Source organism: Sphingobacterium puteale (genome assembly GCF_003627955.1).
GTDB lineage: Bacteria > Bacteroidota > Bacteroidia > Sphingobacteriales > Sphingobacteriaceae > Sphingobacterium > Sphingobacterium puteale.
The window spans coordinates 143,841-161,114 of record NZ_RBWS01000004.1 but is presented as its reverse complement, the minus strand read 5'-3'; the positions used below and the strand labels follow the sequence as shown (position 1 = coordinate 161,114).

General features: G+C 40.0%; 19 protein-coding genes. 4 read left to right on the top strand and 15 right to left on the bottom strand.

Features of this window, described 5'->3' with window-relative positions:
- Nucleotides 1–8 precede the first annotated feature (8 nt).
- Both D7322_RS04755 and D7322_RS04750 read right to left on the bottom strand, forming a co-directional pair.
- A complete protein-coding gene (locus D7322_RS04755) occupies nucleotides 9–1,154 on the bottom strand; it encodes an efflux RND transporter periplasmic adaptor subunit (RefSeq protein ID WP_121121802.1) in 1,146 nt (381 codons plus the stop codon).
- A 194-nt stretch (nucleotides 1,155–1,348) separates the two neighbouring features.
- Entirely contained in the window at nucleotides 1,349–2,248 is a 900-nt protein-coding gene (locus D7322_RS04750) for a helix-turn-helix transcriptional regulator (RefSeq protein WP_121121800.1), read from the bottom strand.
- Nucleotides 2,249–2,770: 522 nt separating this feature from the next.
- Here D7322_RS04750 and D7322_RS04745 point away from each other — a divergent pair.
- Nucleotides 2,771–3,550, top strand: a complete 780-nt coding sequence (locus tag D7322_RS04745; RefSeq protein WP_220700017.1) for an alpha/beta fold hydrolase — start codon at nucleotides 2,771–2,773, stop codon at nucleotides 3,548–3,550.
- A 67-nt stretch (nucleotides 3,551–3,617) separates the two neighbouring features.
- Here the strand turns inward: D7322_RS04745 and D7322_RS04740 are convergent, their stop codons facing one another.
- From D7322_RS04740 to D7322_RS04720, 5 genes are all read right to left on the bottom strand, one after another.
- Entirely contained in the window at nucleotides 3,618–4,922 is a 1,305-nt protein-coding gene (locus D7322_RS04740) for a cryptochrome/photolyase family protein (protein WP_121121798.1), read from the bottom strand.
- Nucleotides 4,923–5,082: 160 nt separating this feature from the next.
- Entirely contained in the window at nucleotides 5,083–6,138 is a 1,056-nt protein-coding gene (locus tag D7322_RS04735; RefSeq protein WP_121122119.1) for an NAD(P)-dependent alcohol dehydrogenase, read from the bottom strand.
- 279 nt (nucleotides 6,139–6,417) lie between these two features.
- Complete coding sequence (locus tag D7322_RS04730) at nucleotides 6,418–6,648, bottom strand: hypothetical protein (protein ID WP_121121796.1); 231 nt, start codon at nucleotides 6,646–6,648, stop codon at nucleotides 6,418–6,420.
- Nucleotides 6,649–6,673: 25 nt separating this feature from the next.
- Nucleotides 6,674–6,967, bottom strand: a complete 294-nt coding sequence (locus D7322_RS04725) for a hypothetical protein (protein WP_121121794.1) — start codon at nucleotides 6,965–6,967, stop codon at nucleotides 6,674–6,676.
- A 137-nt stretch (nucleotides 6,968–7,104) separates the two neighbouring features.
- A complete protein-coding gene (locus tag D7322_RS04720; protein ID WP_262707621.1) occupies nucleotides 7,105–7,686 on the bottom strand; it encodes a TetR/AcrR family transcriptional regulator in 582 nt (193 codons plus the stop codon).
- Between the two features lie 85 nt (nucleotides 7,687–7,771).
- On the opposite strand from D7322_RS04720, the gene D7322_RS04715 reads away from it, so the two are divergent.
- Nucleotides 7,772–8,350, top strand: coding sequence for a GNAT family N-acetyltransferase (locus D7322_RS04715; protein WP_121121790.1), 579 nt, complete (start codon nucleotides 7,772–7,774; stop codon nucleotides 8,348–8,350).
- Here D7322_RS04715 and D7322_RS04710 read toward each other — a convergent pair.
- From D7322_RS04710 to D7322_RS04690, 5 genes are all read right to left on the bottom strand, one after another.
- The gene (locus D7322_RS04710) at nucleotides 8,314–8,874 is read right to left on the bottom strand and encodes a DUF6624 domain-containing protein (protein WP_121121788.1); all 561 of its coding nucleotides are present in this window, start codon (nucleotides 8,872–8,874) and stop codon (nucleotides 8,314–8,316) included. The genes D7322_RS04715 and D7322_RS04710 overlap by 37 nt on opposite strands.
- Before the next feature lie 89 nt (nucleotides 8,875–8,963).
- Complete coding sequence (locus D7322_RS04705) at nucleotides 8,964–9,806, bottom strand: GNAT family N-acetyltransferase (protein WP_121121786.1); 843 nt, start codon at nucleotides 9,804–9,806, stop codon at nucleotides 8,964–8,966.
- A 65-nt stretch (nucleotides 9,807–9,871) separates the two neighbouring features.
- On the bottom strand, nucleotides 9,872–10,543 hold the full coding sequence (catA, locus tag D7322_RS04700) for a type A chloramphenicol O-acetyltransferase (RefSeq protein ID WP_121121784.1): 672 nt from the start codon (nucleotides 10,541–10,543) through the stop codon (nucleotides 9,872–9,874).
- A gap of 49 nt (nucleotides 10,544–10,592) precedes the next feature.
- On the bottom strand, nucleotides 10,593–11,000 hold the full coding sequence (locus D7322_RS04695; RefSeq protein WP_206531920.1) for a cytidine deaminase family protein: 408 nt from the start codon (nucleotides 10,998–11,000) through the stop codon (nucleotides 10,593–10,595).
- Between the two features lie 59 nt (nucleotides 11,001–11,059).
- Nucleotides 11,060–11,659 (bottom strand): GrpB family protein, encoded by a 600-nt coding sequence (locus tag D7322_RS04690; protein ID WP_121121782.1) that lies wholly within the window; start codon nucleotides 11,657–11,659, stop codon nucleotides 11,060–11,062.
- Nucleotides 11,660–12,182: 523 nt separating this feature from the next.
- Here D7322_RS04690 and D7322_RS04685 point away from each other — a divergent pair.
- Nucleotides 12,183–13,802: a fimbrillin family protein gene (locus tag D7322_RS04685; RefSeq protein ID WP_121121780.1), complete on the top strand. Its 1,620-nt coding sequence runs from the start codon at nucleotides 12,183–12,185 to the stop codon at nucleotides 13,800–13,802.
- A 62-nt stretch (nucleotides 13,803–13,864) separates the two neighbouring features.
- Here D7322_RS04685 and D7322_RS04680 read toward each other — a convergent pair whose 3' ends face one another.
- Nucleotides 13,865–14,662, bottom strand: a complete 798-nt coding sequence (locus D7322_RS04680; RefSeq protein ID WP_121121778.1) for an AraC family transcriptional regulator — start codon at nucleotides 14,660–14,662, stop codon at nucleotides 13,865–13,867.
- Nucleotides 14,663–14,743: 81 nt separating this feature from the next.
- Here D7322_RS04680 and D7322_RS04675 point away from each other — a divergent pair, with 81 nt between their 5' ends.
- Complete coding sequence (locus D7322_RS04675) at nucleotides 14,744–15,799, top strand: SDR family oxidoreductase (RefSeq protein ID WP_121121776.1); 1,056 nt, start codon at nucleotides 14,744–14,746, stop codon at nucleotides 15,797–15,799.
- A 57-nt stretch (nucleotides 15,800–15,856) separates the two neighbouring features.
- Here D7322_RS04675 and D7322_RS04670 read toward each other — a convergent pair whose 3' ends face one another.
- Both D7322_RS04670 and D7322_RS04665 read right to left on the bottom strand, forming a co-directional pair.
- Nucleotides 15,857–16,246, bottom strand: coding sequence for a RidA family protein (locus D7322_RS04670; protein ID WP_121121774.1), 390 nt, complete (start codon nucleotides 16,244–16,246; stop codon nucleotides 15,857–15,859).
- Nucleotides 16,247–16,338: 92 nt separating this feature from the next.
- A complete protein-coding gene (locus D7322_RS04665) occupies nucleotides 16,339–16,902 on the bottom strand; it encodes a Crp/Fnr family transcriptional regulator (protein WP_121121773.1) in 564 nt (187 codons plus the stop codon).
- Between the last annotated feature and the right edge of the window lie 372 nt (nucleotides 16,903–17,274).

Below are 17,274 nucleotides of genomic sequence, written 5' to 3'. Positions count from 1 at the left end.
TTGCTGTTTTATTTTTTGTTTTGAGTTTGCTTTTGTGCTGTAACCGACATTCCGGGCTGCAGACGTTCGAATCCTTGTGCGATATAACGGTCGCCCTGTTTTAACCCTTCTCGAATGATAAAATTATCTTCAGATTTTCCTGAAATAACCACGGGTATCTGTACGACTTTATTTTCCTTATCGACGGTATAGGCAAAGATCTTATCCTGGTAGGAGACTGTCGACGCGATAGGTAATAATGGCATTTCCTTCAATTGCTGAGCCATCACAATTTTTCCGGTGTTGCCACTCCGCAGCTCTGCATTGGGATTATCAAATTTGGCACGGAAAGTAATCGACCCCGTATTTTTATTGAACTGACCTTCAACGGCATCTATTCGCCCTTTTTTGGCATATTCTTGTCCATCCGATAGTAATAGTGCAACGGGCGCTGCATTTTGCAGTTTCTCGGCCACAGTACTTCCGGTATGCTCGCGCTGAAACCGCACGAAATCACGCTCGCTCAAGCTAAAATAAGCATATACCTGATGGTTATCCGAAACGACTGTAATGGCTTCCTGATTTGTCGTAGACAGCAAACTCCCCAAACGATAGTTGAAGCGACCGATATAGCCATCCACAGGCGATTTGATCACCGAAAAATCCAGATTGATCTGTGCCGAAGCTATTGCTGATCTGGCTTGTGCCACAGACGCATTTGCGGCAGCATAGCTCGCCTGAGCCTCTTGCATCTGGATATCCGAAACAATACGGCTTTTGGTTAGCTCAGTTTTTCGATCTAATTCAATTTTAGCAGTCAGTAGATTTGATTCTGCGACAGCCAATGCAGCCTTTGCGTTGGTCAACTGTTCGCGGAAGATCCGATCTTCAATTTTGAATAGCGTCTGTCCGGCACGAACATAGTCCCCCTCATCGACAAATATTTTTTGGAGATAACCGTTCACCTGGGGCCGTATTTCTATATTGGAAAGACCTTCAATGGCACTCGCATATTCATTTCGGATCGTTGCATCGCCTGTTTTCACGGTATCAAAAAGAACCTCGGCAGGTCCCTGCTGATAGCCGTCCCCCTGCTGTTTACCCGTACAGCTGGATAATAACACCAGTGCAATAAACAAGTTCGTGGTGCGTTTTTTAACGACGTTTTGCTTCATAATGGATTTTGCTTTTAATTATATGTGTAGCAAAAGTCCAAAAAAACCGAAGCCTAAATTCGGCGCAAAGACGCCAAAATTTGTTTAAAAGACGCCAAACAGAATAGCTCAGGCCCTAAAAACAAAGGTGCTTTTACTTTCGTACGAAGTAAAAGCACCTTTGTTCGGATTGCTATTGAAACAGCAAGAATTACCTAGAAAAGATCGTCCATTTTGTAGTCACTCGGATTTCTTTTGGTATGTTTTTTGAAAAATTTGCTGAAGACCGTTTGATCTGAAAAATTAAGTAAACAGGCCACCTGACTGATGTTATTTATCGAGTTTTTTAAGAGAATTTTTGCTTCGATAAGGAGTACCTGATTAATAATTTCTTTCGGGGTACGCGACATGGCTTTCTTGACAACTTTCGTGAGATACTTTCGACTGACAAATAAACGATCCGCGTAAAATTGAACGTCATGATGTTCGACATAATATTCCCGGACAAGCGCAAAAAAAGCACTTGTAATCTCTTCTTCCCTGGAAGAAAAATTCGCCTGTTGCCGAAAGTTCTTGGAATAGTTCTCAATATCGTACATCAATAAAGAAAAATAATGCCAGATCATCTCATTACTATAATAGACCGTGTTCTTAAAATCGTTGAGATAAGCAAGTTCCTTTATATAAAATGCCAACCGTCTGTAGAGGTGTTGTTCCCCACGAATGATATAGGAAGGGTTATTGGAGAAATTCTTTAACATATCATTTGACCGATAATTAAAGCCGGCATCCGATAGCATATCTATGGAAAAGAAAATTTGCTTTTGCTTGACATCTGCGGAAAAGTAAATGACTTTGAAAACCTCCTGTGGAACACAAAAAAGAATGTCGCCTTTTTGAAACTCATATTCATAGTCTCCCACCCGATAATAGGAAATACCCTCTTCAGCCAACAATACTCCAAAAAAAGAAGCTCGATAATGGCAATTGCGCTGAATTTGCATATTGTCACTTGTCGACTCTAGCACCATATATTCCTTGCTGCGTTGCGGAAACAGCAGCTCACGCGTCAAATCCTCCATTTTAAGAGAAATGACGTACTCTTTTTTTTTCATTATGTTGAGTTGTACTTAAAATAACTTCTATTGAAGCAATCAAAAATAGTCGATTAAAAAGTGTAAAAAATCATATCATGGTCCTGATTTGGAATTTGACAAAAAAGAAATAAAATATATTCGACCTTATCAGAACTGGCAGTATGGATCATGAAAAAAAGCACAAATACCGCCGCCGAATCTTTCAATACCAAGATAAAATTTTTCGGAAGTCAGTGCCCCTGACATCAATTTCTTTCTATTTAGATTGACCAAATTACCCGCTTAGTCCATAGGTTTTGAGACTGACCAAATAGTTTGCTTTAAAAAAGTGTGATGTGGACGTTCTAACGATTCAAGTGGGATGAACTTTTATATAGTATTATGTTTTCGTTACGACAATATTAGCGGGGCAACAACTGAGGCCACTACCAAATATATCCTCGACACTACCATTTTGATAAGGAAAGATGTTTTAGTTATCTTAGCCCCAGGAATAGCCTTTTGGAGGCAACATTAATTCGATTAAAAGAAAGAAATATCGTGAAAGAACTATTACACAGCAAAATATATGGAGCAGAAAATGGTGGAACACCACTTATTGTTCTGCATGGGCTTTTTGGTATGGCGGACAACTGGGGATCTTTTGGCCGAAGTTTTGGAGAAAGAAGACAGATACATTTGCTTGACCTCCGCAATCACGGTCGAAGTTTCCACAGCGATGGCATGTCCATTGAGGATATGGTCGAGGATCTAGCCGACTATATTACTTCGATCGGGGTGAAGAAAATTCTGTTATTGGGTCATTCTCTGGGCGGAAAAGTTGCCATGCAATTTGCCATTGATCATCCCGAACAGGTTGAAAAGTTAATTATTGCGGATATTGCCCCCAAAGCTTATCCACCACATCATCAGGATATTTTCAACGCGCTCTGTGCAGTTGATATCAATAGTATGGACAACAGAAAAGATGTACAGACAAAACTTGAAACTTACCTTGATGATCCGGGAGTCGTTCAATTTCTGTTAAAAAACGTTTATATTAAAGAAGACCGCAAACTGGGGTGGCGCTTCAATCTAGATGTTCTACAGCAAAAATATTCGGATTTTATCACAATAAGTGTAAAAGCTGGTATTTACAGTGGCCCTACGCTATTTCTAGCGGGCGAAAAATCGCGCTACATTCTTCCTGAAGATAAAGTCAAAATCAAAGAGCAATTTCCAAATGTCAGCTTTGAAACGATACCAAACGCCGGACACTGGGTCCAGGCGGAAAACCCACAGGCATTCGACAAGTTTGTTGCCGATTTCTTGGCGCAATAAAAATCTAGTCCTAAGGCCCCCGATCCCAGCTGAACCAATTGTTAAGTTGGGATTGGATTATCCTAAGTCATCGTTTATCCAATGCTGCCGCATAGGCCTTTAGCGCACGTTCTCTAGCAAAAGAATGTGCTACCATCGGTTCGGGATAAGCTGCGCTCCCAAGTTCAGGGATCCATTGTCCACTATATTCTTGCTTTTTATCAAATTTTTCAGCCTGAATGATTGGGTTAAATACCCTGAAATACGGTGCTGCATCACAACCACACCCCGCTGCCCATTGCCAATTGCCATTATTCGCAGATAAATCATAATCATTGAGTTTTTGCGCAAAATAAGCTTCGCCCCATCGCCAATCAATTAATAAATGTTTACATAAAAAACTAGCCGCTACCATGCGAACCCGATTATGCATATAACCAGTACTATTTAATTGCCGCATTCCGGCATCGACCAAAGGATAGCCCGTTTGGCCCTTACACCACCGTTCAAATTCCACTTCATTATTGCGCCAATGAATACCATCATAATTCTTTTTAAATGATTCGCTGACGACATTTGGAAAATGATACAAGATTTGCATAAAAAATTCACGCCAGATGAGCTCTGACAGCCATACCTCATTATGCTGCCTGGCAAAGGTCACACACTGACGAATACTGATCGTGCCAAAACGCAGCGCTATACCAAGGTACGTTGTCCCCGCTAAGGCAGGGTAATCTCGGAATTTATCGTAATTATTAATAATATCTGTACTCAATTGTGGCGGATGGAAAGTCAAATCTGTCTTTTTAAATCCAATTTTCTCCAACGAAATTATTGGCGCATAAGCCTGCTGGACAAAAAGCCCCCCTTTATGATCATGTGGCTGAAGATCTTTTGTCGTTAATTTTTCCCGCCACTTTTTCGCATAAGGTGTATAAATGGTATAAGGGGTACCATCGTTTTTCAATAACTCATTTTTATCGAAAATAACTTGATCTTTTATTGCTTTAAATGGAATACCAGCTGTTTTAAAAAATTCAAATATTGTGCGATCCCGTTTGATTGCTTTAGGTTCATAATCTCTATTGCAATAGATTTCATGAATTCTGTATTTCTCATGTAGTGTTTTATAAATTGCCAAAGGACTCCCATAAAAAGTATTCAATGCTGCTCCGAACTCCTTTAATTGTTTGTTTATCGCTTCAAGTGCCTGATGGATATAGTCTACACGTCGATCCGATTTATCTTCCAATTGCTGTAAAATATCTTCATCAAATATAAAAACCGGCAGCACAGGGAGTCCTGTTGCTAACGCCCGGGATAATCCGCCATTGTCTTCTAGGCGAAGATCCCTACGGAACCAAAAAACTACGACTTTACTTTCTTCCATAAAAATAGAGGCAACGCGATCAAAATAGCTACACGTCTAATTATTTCAAATGATGACACCAAAAAATTCACAAAACGACAAACAAATTAATTGGACAGTGTTAGACTTACCATTAACTTAAAGTTGCTCCCGGCTGATTTAACACTGTCTGATTTGCATCTTAGTTCTTTAAGCTTTCCATATCGATCACAAATCGATATTTTACATCGCTCTTTAGCAACCTATCATAGGCATGGTTAATGTCCTGCATCCGTATGAGCTCTATATCCGAAGTGATGTTATGCTTTCCACAGAAATCCAGCATTTCTTGCGTTTCGGCAATTCCACCGATCATTGATCCTGAGAAACTTTTACGGGCAGGAATTAAGCTAAATGGGGCTACTGGAAGCGGAAGTTCCGGAGCCCCCACGAGCGTAAGTGATCCATCACGTTTCAATAGACTCAGGTAGGTATTGATATCGTGTTGCGCAGAGACACAATCCAAAATAAAATGTAAAGTGCCGGCATTCTTTTTCATCTGTTCCTGATCTGTTGACAGAACGACTTCGTCAGCACCTAAACGTTTGGCGTCTTCCACTTTACTTTCGGAGGTTGTTATCACTACGACATACGCCCCCATCGCTTTAGCAATTTTTACCCCCATGTGCCCCAAACCGCCTATGCCCACAATACCTACCTTCTGTCCGGGGCCAACTTTCCAATACCGTAATGGTGAGTAAGTTGTAATACCGGCGCAAAGCAAAGGCGCAGTTGCCGCCAGGTCCAAATTTTCAGGAATACGTAAAACAAAATCTTGATCCACTACAATCCGCTCTGAGTATCCGCCAAAAGTCTGTTTGTTCAGATGTTGATCATGACCATTGTATGTTTGGATATTTCCATTCTCACAATATTGTTCCAATCCTTCTTTGCAACTCTCACATTCACGGCAACTGTCCACCATACATCCAACGCCGGCAAAATCGCCAACTTTAAATTTAGTCACACCAGATCCTATTTTGGTGATCCGTCCGACGATCTCATGGCCGGGAACATTTGGATAAACTGTTCCCCCCCATTCGTTACGTGCGGTATGTAAATCGGAATGGCAAACACCACAATAGAGGATATCAATCTCCACATCTCCGGCTGTTACTTCACGGCGCTGAACTTCCAGCTGTTTTAAATCTGCTGTCGGCGCTTCAGTTCCGAAAGCTTTTATTGAAAATGTATTCATATCCATATAATGCTCTATAATTAATTATTATTTATACCTGTTATAACGATCTGCATTAGTTAACTATCCGCAAGACCAGTTATCTCCCGTATAAGTTAAGAATAACCCTCAGTACTAAAAAAAGTTTGGCTTAAAACACAATATATTCCATTTTCGATGCTTTCCCCGACCTTAGAAGTGAACACCTTATATTTACAGTGTTTCATAGCCTGAATCGAAAAATATGAAATGTAAATTTATGCATTATAACAATGCGCCGAACTGGATTTTCAAAAATCTTTAATCGAAATCCTCTACCTGGACAAACTGCATCTTAAGGCCTTGTTGCTGGCAAATATTTAGAATTGAAAATTCCAAACGGCTGTTAATCTTGACAACAAGTAAAAATTGCTGATCATCCAGCAATAAATCAATATTTTTAATCTCCGGAAAACTCTGATATAAGAATTGATAGATCTCGCTGGCCTTCCATTTCAATTTGCGGGATAGGGAGTAAACAACTTTGTACATATTAGATTTATTTCACTAAAACACTTTATTTCAATACCTTAAATGCGATCTGATTCATGTCACCGATCACAATTCCTTTATCTTTCAGCTCATTAAAATTGCGCGCCAATCGCACTTCTTTATTTATACCTTCCAATGCAAGCGCCAATTCATCCAAATGTTCGATTTCACGATGTATCAATACATAACAATCAAACGCTGCATCCAATAAACCGGTAGACTCAGGCTGAATCTTCTCATCCGTTTCTACTAATACGAGCAGGTATTTTTTTGCCGTCAATTTTCTGGTCACCTTTCCTATTTTTGCATTTAAAATCATGTTATACCATATTTTTTATTAGGCATTCCTATTTTTTGAGTCAAATACAAAATAGACATATTTTGTATTTTTGTCGAAACTTTACGCTAAAAAAAGAGCAAATGCTCGTCAATTTCTAATGTCTGGGTACCAAACAGCTACCTGAGCCCTTTTACACAGATGCTGATTAACCAACCAAGTCGCGCTTCGAAATCAGGAAACCGGTCAAATAACAACACTTCCTGTTCAAAACAACGGGAAGTCGTTACTAGCATTTCTGAGAGGAAGAGAATATCTTTTTCTTCTAAAAACTGAATCTCTCCTTTTGCAATAGCGCACCCGATCATATCACGAATCAATTTAATTTCATCATCCAACATATAACGTGTCTTGGATACCATCAAAGCCGGATCTGATTTCATATCCTCGAAAGCAAGGTGAAAACGTTTCGTAATCAGATTAATCTGGTGCAGTTTCGCTCTCAAAAAGCCAACCAAATTTTCCTCCAAAGAAGCTTCCCGACTATAGCTTTCCTTTGCTTTTGTGAATACCTGTTGACATAAACATTCGGCTATCGCATCAAAAACATCCATTTTGCTCGTAAAATAGTAATACAACGTACTACGGCCTTTACCACAAGCTTTAGAAATATCCTGCATTGAAACTCGTGTAAAACCATACGTTTCAAATACCTTCATTGACGAAAGGATAATTTCTTCTCTAATATTTTCCTGTTGCATTGTCATTGCTCGACAAACATACAAAAAATGTCGAAAACTCACATCATCATTCTTCAATTAAACATATTTTATTATTTTTACATCCATGATATCGGATATATTCCCAATTTTATCGAGTGAACGTCTTTATTTGCGTGAGATTCAACAGTCGGATGCTCAGGCTTTATTCTCTTATTTTTCAAAAGATGAGGTAACGCTATATTTTGATCTACCAACTTTTCAGCACATGGATGAGGCCTACGAGCTCGTAAAAAACTGGCAGGAAAATTTTGAACAAAAGAAAGCAATTCGTTGGGCAATCTGTCTGAAGGGCAATCCGGATCAGCTGATTGGCTCTTGTGGTTTTCATAACTTCTCCTCCGAACACTTTCGTGCAGAAATCGGCTATGAACTTCATCCTGACTTCTGGCAGCAAGGGATTATGACAGAAGCAATTTCTACCATTATTTCTTACGGATTTGAGGAGTATAAGCTCAACCGCATAGAGGCATTTATCGACCCTGAGAATTTGGCTTCCCGTAAGTTGCTTGAAAAAATGAACCTTGTTTCAGAAGGAATCTTGCAGGACTACTTCTTTGAGAAAGGACGTTTTGTGGATGGCGAAATTTTTGCATTACTTAAAAAGAATTATATCCAGCCTACTTTCTTTCGCCAGATTGTATAGTCGGGATCCCGCTGATTTAAATTCGCAAGCTCCTCTATATGATAAACCGTATCAAGTTTCCTTTTAGTGAGCGGGGGCAGATTCATTTGCAAACGCAACGTGTTCAGATCTTCCTTGTTTTCCACAGGATAGATTCCGCCATCCGCAGTTAACTGTGTTCCAAAACGTTGTGGCTCGCCCTTGAAACACTGTATTCTATCGTATAAATAGGCTATGTGGGCCAAGTTAATATCCTCTTTATTGTTCATCAATTGATAACAGTTTTGCATAAACACGGGCTCTGATACCGCATGCTGTACAATCAACCAAGCGGCTTCACTAGCCTCTTCGCCAACTTTTGAAATACCGGGATATCCTATCTTGTCAATTATTTCGCGTAATCGTTTCGCGTTGGCACGATGGACAGCTTCCATTTTCGGATGATAGCCTTTTCCAAGTGCACCTTCTTTGGCTATTTCTTCCCTCAATAGTCTATCGCCATTTGCGAGTTGAATCAATTCCTCTGCAAGCTTCTTGTCTACCATAAGTACAGTTTATCGCTTATAAACGAACATCTTTATACGACTGTTGGTCAACAAGAAAAATTGACCAACAGTCGTATAGGATATTGGATTTATAACACTTTTGTCATTTCAAGTTGGTTAATCCCATTTACCAAGCCTTGCTTCTCCAGAAATAATTTCAATTCCTCCGCTTTTGCATCAATGTTATTGAATTGTATATTCTCTGCTGGCAGCTCATTTCTAAGCGCCTGAAAAAGCTGCCTTCCCACTCCTTTCCCTCGAAATTCAGGTGCCACGGCGATATGGTATATTCGCTTGTTTCCAAGGCTGAAAAGTATATAACCAACAAGTTCACCATTAACATATGCACCCAATGCATTTGGCCGCAAGGTATCCATACTCTGTGGCGCACTTTGCCAGCTTGGTAAAATATCCCAGAACGATTGAAGCAATGTCCATGACAAATTAGATAGTGTCTGGATTGTTGCAACTTCCTCCACTTTTGCCGATTGAATGACGCCATTGAAACATAACAATTTTCTACTGATCAAAAAACCAGTCTTTTCATAGGCACGAATAGCTGACTGGTTACTTTCTATTGCCTCCAGAACAATCCACTTTGCTTGATGCTGGCCCAGTAAAGGCAGTAGATAATCATACATTTTTCCCACCAGCCCAAGTCCACGAAATCCGGGTAACACACCAGTGCCGCCATTGTAGACAACAGGATGATGATCTAGTTCGCGCAGGCCATGCAACATGAAGGCCACAAGTTTGCCTGCTACAAATGTCCCAACAGACCATGCAAAATCGATATCTTCTATTCTGATCTTCTGTCTCAGCTGCTCGACATCAAGATGAAATGGAACAATATAATCCTCAAAAGCTGCGTTAATTGCCTCCAGTAGCTTTGGGAAATCCGATTGTGTTAATTGTCGTATTTTTGATGACATATCTTCGAGGTATTAATCAGGTCGAATAGTACAAAAGGATATTATCGATGACCACGATTCGTTTTTTATACTTGAGATTTAATGACTGTTTCAATGTTTTCACAGTACTCTTCCAATGTTGAGATCAATTGCGCGACATGAATCCCATCACAGACGGCATGATGCACCTGGATCGCAATAGGCATCAAGGTTTCATCAGCTTGTTTTTTATACTTTCCAATGGTAAAAGAAGGTGCAAAATAATCTGTAAAGTCAGCAATATGCAAATTAAAACTATCGAAATTAATCCATGGAATCGCTGAAATATTAAAATGATTCTCCGGTGGCTGCTCCGGGAAAAAATGCAGATTATCTGCGTGTCTTTCTCCTACATCATTATAATTAGCCATAAACCTCGTAAAATCTTTATCGTATATAGCAGTCAGTGCAGAAAAAGTCTCTGTTTCCGAGTGCAATACGGTATATATCGGATCTACATAATCCCAGACAATGAGCTCGCCCTCCTTCATTGCCATCTTAAACGCGTCATGCTTGTTCACAGCGCGTGCGATGAGGTATATCATGACAGGATAAAGTTTATAGCCATTTTCCTTAATAAAAGGAAGTACTTTGGCGATATTGATTTTTGTTGTCAGGCTAAAGCCGCATTTCATCTGGCTGCGATATACCGCAAAGTGCTCCTTCCGCTTCCAGTCCGCTAAATTAATCTTCTTATATACTGATTTTATCTTCTCCATTGTTTTTATATTGATCACTCTGTCTAAATCTATTGACTGTACCCTAAAATCACCAATTTCTATCCAGATTTTCTTTCCAGTCAAAAGGTAACAATTCTTTTAAGGATTTGAACACTCCATTTTTTACTTCCACAATTGCTTCGAGGTTGTCTTTGGCAAGCTGACTGATCAATTCCCGGCAACGTCCGCAAGGGGGAACGGCATTTCCTGCGGCATCTACTGCAACAAATGCCCTGACCCGAAACTCCTTATGTTTCAACATTTCCGCAACAGCGCTATGTTCAGCACAAAAGCCCATTGAGCAGGCTGTATCGATACTGATTCCGGTATAAATATTGCCTGATACCGTTTCTATCGCTGCGGCGACACCGGCATATTCAACAAAGTCATTTAGTCTATTTGTACCGGCCAACCCGATTGCTGCCTGTTTCAATTTATTCGTCATATCTTTACTCATATCCTATGTATGTGATAAGGTCATATAGTTTTTCTCCTCAATCCTTACATGCTCGATAGTCATTGCTGTCTCTCTCTGTACCATATTAATGCGTTTCTTTCCTGCCTCTTCAAAAATTCGTCCTTGCCCTTGTTATAATCGTTTCCATCAACCCATTCGAGTTGAATTAAATTTTGTTTAAGTGCCTGATAGCTTTCTTTGACCTTCGGATGGGCTAATAGATAATCACGAAACGCGATATGTCTTACCCAATCTGCCGAGCCTTTTACAAAAGCATGTAAATGGGCGAGACGAAATTCATGATCATGCAAGATCGCTGGTATCTCCTCCCCAATCTTTACAACATCCGGGACCACAATTTTATATACAGGTTCATTGAGCAAAATAAAAAAACGGCGTTCTGGCCAATCTTGATTATATTTTTCGTAATAAACAATATTCGGCAATTTTAATACATCGGGAAGCACTTCCAAATCCGTTTCGTTCTCAACTCCTAACTGTATATCAATGATCGGTTTAGCGGAAAGACCTTCTACTGCAGTGCTGCCAATATGATCAATCTGAGGGGCGAGTGGTTTAAGTATAGCTTGTAGTTCCGACTTAATTGACTCAAAATGTTTTTTCCATTTCGGATCGTAGGGTAGAAAAGGTAATCGCATTTTAAATATTTTTCAAATTCAATAAATAGTTTGTTTGGACTCAGAAGCATTCTTTCCAGTTTCTCAGACTGAAAATAGTCACCTCGGACAGATGATTTTACCGTTATTACCAATAAAGTTGAAGCCGGTGATCACTGCAAACGTCAAAACAAAATTAAAGTGTTTCGATTGACAATCAGCATTCACAACCTTGTCTAATGTGTTCATATGATAAGATTTTATGTGCTGAAACATCTTCTCCGGCGTAAAACAAATTCTGCAATTATGTAAATCCTTACAGGAATTGCAGTAATGTAGATGTTTCTCTACAAGAAAAAATCAACCTATCAAACAACACTTATTAAACAAAAAATCCATTTAATTTTGCGTCGAAAAACATTTACTACAACAGATATCATATTACTGACACACTAAAAATACACAGCTTTAATTTAAATATTCCGAATAAGGATTTAAATAAACGCTTTGTATCATATAAAAATACATTAAAACAAAGAATTCCCTTACATAAATATTTAATTACATGAATTTAAAGCCTTATCTTAATCTGAAAAACATTTTAATACTAACCTGCATTGTACTGACGGGCTCAGGCCTTTACTCTTGTCAAAAGAGTGGAGAAACTACAGCATTAACTGGAGAAACAGTGGTTAAAATCAATCTACAAGGCGTTGCAGGCTTTGATGAAGATGGCAGTAACACTGTAGGTCAAAAGCAAGGCTCCGCTAAAGGATCTTTAGCTTCTGGCAGCACATCGAATATTCAGGAAATGACCGTCCCTTTCGGTAACGGATGTTCCATCGATGTTGTCCTGACAAACAGTTCTGCAGCAGCTGCAAAGAAGGGATTAGTTGCCGCATCGAGCCCAAAAACCACCGCTGCTCAGGTAAGCGAGAAACCATTGGACAAAGATATCAAATATAAAGTCGTGGTATATGACAACCAAGGCAGCTATGTAACAGAAAAAACCTATAGCTATGGTAGTGAATCAACAGCAGCGGGAATTGCACTGGATGCCGGCAAAACCTATACGTTCATCGCGTATTCAATCAACAGCACTAGCACTGTTCCCAATATCAACAACCAAAGCACATTGTCTGCGGCAAGTCTGGACAATATCAGTGGCGATTTAATGGTTTACTCAGGTTCTTTAAAATTGAACACCGGTGTAAACAACTTAAATATTGTTTTAAAACATCGTTTCAGTCAGATCATCACGACTTTGACCATGGATCCAAATATGACCGGAGCAATTACAAAACTTGAAAATGCAGTGTTCAAACCAAGCTATTCTACGGCAAACTTCAAATTATCGGATGAAGCCCTTACTTACAATGCCATGAATGATGCTGGAGTGCTGGCACAGTTTCCAAGTTTAGGAAACGGTCTTCGTACAGTCGTTAGTACTCCTTCTTTATTGATCCATCCGGCAACGAGCAATGGAACACTTAAATTAGGAACGTTAACAATTGATGGAGAAACAAAATCAAACATCAGCATTCCAAATGTAAAAATTAATCCGGGACAAAAATATGACCTCAAACTTAATTTCAAAACCTGTACACAGGATGTAACAAGTGATGGATTAAATTGGAGCTATCCTGAAACAACTTTTCGCGGTAAAAAAGGAATTATGAAAGATGGAACATTCTACGCTAATGGTAGCACAATCGAACGTATTTTTACAGCGCCGGTAGCGAACTATGGTTTTGTCTTTGATATCACTGAGCTTGACAATGCTTTCAACATGGAAGTAAACGGTATTAGATTAGCCAAACAGGAAATCCAATTTCAGAATGCGGGTGCTTCTTCAAAACAAAATATTCAATTTGCTGATGGAAGCAAATACGAAGGTACTGATGTACAAACCAATAAAAGAATTGGTAACATCTATGACATGAAAGGCACGGCATCAAAACCATTAATTAAGCTTGTAATTAGCAGAACTGGTGAGGTTACGATGTTTGGAAGTAAAACTTCCGGTGGTGAGTTGTATCCACTTATCTTAACCAATGGCAATGCTTTCAATACATTCCCTTGGAACGGTATACAAAGCAACGCGGTAAAAGTCACTCAACTTGTTGATGGCAGAACGGTAATCAAAGGAATTGGAGCCGGAAAAAAGAAAATACCATGTAATTGATAATCTAGGTATAAATAAAACGAGAGCCCCCTTAAACATGAAATTTTAAGGGGGCTCTCGTTTTAAGCTCCGTGATCTTTCTGTAAGATTTTGCTGAGGTGACTTACATCTGTCAATCCAAACTCATCTGCAATTTCCTTTAAAATCATGCGCCCGGCTGCGATACGTTGTCGAATAAGCGTATTCCGGTAGCCCAGAATATATGCTCTTATGGTCATCCCAACTTGACGTTTGAAATAGGTGCCCAAATAATCGGGCGAAATATTAAAATGAGGGGCCATAACCTGCGACTTCAATAAATTGGGCGTATAGATATTTTTATGGATATAGCAGAACATCGCCTGTAGGTCGCGACTTCTACTTCGATCTACCTGTAATTCGGGCATATTTCTCATCAGAATCGTAGTTATGCTAAGCAACTGATACCAGATCAAGTCTTGATTGGCAAAAGTATCGTGTTTTAATGAAGCAACGACCTGAAACAGTAGGTGAACAGTGAAGAGATCAGCAGCAAGTAGCGGAAATCCATGCTGATGGGTCTCCCTGCTTTTCACCAAATACTCCAATTGTCGGGTTAACACACCCGAATCGGCGGCATACCCGAGGCGATATGCATCTGTAAATTTTAAATAAATAAAATGCGTCTCTTGTTCAATCTCAAAATAATGGTACTCTTCTGGCCCAATAAAGAAAATAGCCCCGCTTTGGTAAGGGACAATATGGCCATTTATCACATGTACCCCCCTTCCACGCACAATAAAAATAAATTCGTAGTGATTATGATTATGTTCAGGATGTGCCCATTCAGCGGTTTTAAATTCCGATACCAGAACAGGCTCAAATTGTCGATAGCGTTTCATTTAAGAAATGTACAAAATTATAGCCGATTTTTACATCCTGTCCGATCTGATCCACACTAATTTTGTTAAAAAGGAATCCATATGGAAACAACAAACAACACGGCATTAATCGTCGGGGCGAACGGTGTCATCAGCACAAACCTCATTGACTATCTTAGCAGCCTTGGAAACTGGGACATCATTGCAATATCCCGTCGCGGTGGAACCGATCAAGGCCACGTGCATTATATTGCAGTAGATTTATTGGATTTAGAGGACGTTATCAACAAACTAAACCCATTAACAACCGTAACTCACATTTTTTACGCAGCTTATCAGGACCGGGAAAGTTGGGCAGCTTTGGTCGAACCCAACCTGAAGATGTTGGTCAATGTGTTAACCGCAATTGAGCCGGTAGCGAAGTCTTTGCGGCATGTAAGTCTCATGCAAGGCTATAAAGTATACGGTGCTCACCTCGGCCCATTTAAAACACCGGCCAAGGAATCAGATGCCGGACACATGCCACCGGAATTTAACAGCAGTCAGCTCAAGTATCTCCAACAGCAGCAAATTGGAAAGCGCTGGACCTGGTCAGCGATCCGCCCGTCAGTTGTAGGGGGAACAGCTCCCGGCAACCCGATGAACCTAGCCTTGTTAATTGCTGTATATGCAACAATCTCCAAGGCATTGAATATCCCGCTACGCTTTCCGGGAAAACCCGCTGCCTATGGCAAACTGTTGGAGATGACTGATGCTAACTTATTGGCAAAGGCGACTGTATGGGCCGCTACGGAACCGCGTGCAGCCAATCAGGCCTTCAATATTAATAATGGTGACTTATTCCGCTGGGAAGATCTCTGGCCCAAGATTGCGAAATATTTCCAGATGGAAGTCGACGCGCCCTTACCCTTACCGCTACAGACGATGATGTCCGACAAAGCGGATATATGGGAAGATATAAGGACCCGACATGGATTGAATTATACTTATACAGAAGTATCTGCCTGGGCTTTTGGAGATTTTGTTTTCTCTTGGGATTATGACTTTTTTGCGGATGGCAATAAAGCCCGAAGAATGGGATTTCATGAGTTCGTTGATACCGAGCAGATGTTTTTTCGTTTATTCGACGAAATGCGGAATAAACAAATTATCCCTTAACAGCTTTTCTCTTCATGGTGATTTTGATGATCGCCATGAAGAGAAAAAATCAACTTGTTATTTGACCACTGTAGCTTCCAATTCGACCTTCAGCGTCTCAAATAATCCTACAACTTCCAGCGCTGTTAATGCTTGTTCAATTTGATGTTTGGCAATCCACTCCTGAAGTATCGGAAAATGTGGCCAAAGTTCTCGCATGGAAGTGGTATATAGGTTTAAGCGCACAATTCCACTACACAAATAGCCAGCCGTCTGAATAACGTTTTCGAGATTGGCAATAGCCTGTCTCAGTTGGGACTCCATGTCTTTATCACTAGAAATTCCGTCATCAGCTATTGCCGCCTGCCCCGAACAATACAAGGTTCCTTCGACATTTTTTACTTCAACAGCCTGCACGTAACTCCGCTGCCGTTGCCACGTCCATGGGTTAATCGATCTTTTATTCATTTTCACAACATTTTGATGTACAACAAAATTGTGAAATGGCAGATGTAAAAACCCTTGATAAAACGCACAATTTTCGCGTGACAAAAGTCACATCACCGCGACAGCCGGCTTAGAGCCTCCCGAGAAACGCCCAAATAGGCTGCAAGTAATGATTTCGGAACACGCTGTACCAGCGTGGGGTATTTTTTCAGGAGCTGTTCATAACGTTCTTTGATTCCTACTGTCATTGTTGAAATAATGCGCTGCTGTGCAGCGATAAAGCCTTGATAAGCCTTCTCCAGAAAAAAATGCTCTAATTGGGGTACTGCAGCGCATAGTTTCCTATAGTCAGTCAAACGGAGACAGAGTACCTCCGTATCTTCAACACATTCGAGCGACATCGTGGCCCTCGATTCCGTATAAAAAGCGGCAAAGTCAGTCTCCCACCAATCTTCCTGTGCAAAACTGACAATATGCTCCTTTCCGGTATCGTCAGAATAAACGAGCTTTAAAAGTCCTTTGAGTACAAAAAAGTTGCATGGTACCAGCTCTCCTTCCTGAATCAAAAATTGATGTTTTTTGTATTTTTTATAACTAAAAAAAGAAGAAATTGTCTCAAATTCAGTATCCTCAAGAGGTACAATACGTTCTATGTGATCTCTTAATTGATTCATCATTGTATAAAATTTGGTTGCTAAAAATACAATTTTCTTAAGTCATTTTGCCGGATTTTTGGATAAACTGCTATTCCGTTCAACCTGATCCATGTTTGCTAAAAGAAAAGTTAATTTGCGTTCTGAAGCTGTCGTTCGCTTCGTTCAAAAGCTGCTGATCCCTAGCCCCACTCCCACTTTCATCGGATAATTAGGTTCGAAATTCTTGTTCTCGGTCGTTATATTGACCGCACTTGTTGACAGATAACTCGTTAGCCAGGAAGCCTTAGGGTTTTGTCCCGAAATATCGACTCCAGTTACAGATCATGGCACTTGCGGAATAGATTTTGTTTTATTATTATTTTATACTTACTTTGAGAAGGTTTTTGTGGGATA